The sequence below is a fragment of the Endozoicomonas atrinae genome, assembly GCF_001647025.1.
Classification (GTDB): Bacteria; Pseudomonadota; Gammaproteobacteria; order Pseudomonadales; family Endozoicomonadaceae; genus Endozoicomonas; species Endozoicomonas atrinae.
Map to the genome: position 1 here is coordinate 2,812 of NZ_LUKQ02000365.1, position 1,324 is coordinate 4,135.

1 protein-coding gene is annotated in these 1,324 nt (G+C 61.3%); it reads right to left on the bottom strand.

Going from position 1 to position 1,324, the window contains the following annotated elements; genetic code table 11:
- On the bottom strand, positions 1-1,324 hold a 1,324-nt coding region (locus AK963_RS33720), incomplete at both ends, for a hypothetical protein (RefSeq protein ID WP_175404669.1).

Below are 1,324 nucleotides of genomic sequence, written 5' to 3' on the forward strand. Positions count from 1 at the left end.
CCGCGAGGTTACTGATGGCGATTACTGCGTCGAGGGTGTTGGCCGCGTTGGTGTTGGTGATCTTGAGGCCGATGGCCTTGGAGGCAGCACTGGCGTCGACTTCGATCTGGGTGGAGAGCGGGAACTCGGAGGGTACCGAGCTGACCGAGTAGGTCTGCCCGACTTCGACGCCGTTGACGGTGAGCTGTACGTCACAGGTGCCGGATAAGAGGCGAAAGCCTGCCGCCTCGATGCGGACTTTCTGGCGCAGGATACGACCGACCATCAGATCACCGTCGCTGACGGTTTGCGCCAGAACCGACAGGGAAGACTGGGAGAGAATCTCCGGCATCTGGCCCGTCGGGATTCGTCCCTGGGAGTCGAGGGAGGCGACGCCGTTGGCTGCGCCCTTCTGGGTTTTAGGGACTACCGAGCTGAGATCAATGTCGGCGTATTCGAGGCCGGTGCCGGTACCGTTGACGCGGACGTACTGGTTTGCCGTTTCGCCAGAGTAACTGGGCAGCGAGGACTCCGGTGAGGTGGCGAGCCATCGCAGGCCGTCGAAGAACTTGAGCTGGTTCGGGGTTCTTGACGTGTCCAGCCAGAGCCAGGAGGTCTGCGGGTTGACGGGAGTGATGGGGCCGACTTCCATGTAGGCGCGTTTGTTCAGGCTGTCGGTGAGGCCGTCGACCTTGGACTGTTCGATCTCGCTGTCGTTGACGGTGATGGTGTCCCATTTGATCAGGCCGGTGGCAGGGTCGGTGTAGGTGTCCTCCATCATCAGGCCCGTGACCTGGGTCTGCGCGGTGTTCTGCACCACCATAAAGGTGACGAGGGTGTTGGTGGGCAGGGTCTCGGTGAAGGTGACGGTGTTGGTGTCAGGGTTGGTCAGGTAGTCACGGTCGCCGCCAGGTTGCAGGAGGATACCGTTACGGTAGACCAGAATGCGTTCGTTGGCGTCGTGGACGAAGGAGAAGAGGTTCTGGGCAGCCAGAGTGGTCTGCTCTTCGCGCCGGTAGCCAGGGTTGGCGTCGATGCGGATTTTGAAGATGTCGATCTGGTCGTTGGCGACGATGGGATCAACAAGGGTGATTGAGCCAAGACCGTTGGTGCCGCCGGTCGGGTTCAGGGTGTAATGGGCCGGTGTGCTGCGGAGGATGCCGTTGTGGTAGACCAGCAGGTCTTCGGTGCTGAGGTCGAAGGCCAGATCGTAGGTCTGCTCGTTGTCGGCACTGGCGATGAACGGGTAACGGGCCTGGAAGATGGAGTCGCCGATGGTACCCACTTCTCGGCCAGGGGCACCGCGCAGGTCTTCCGACTGAACAATGGTGATCCAGCCGGATTC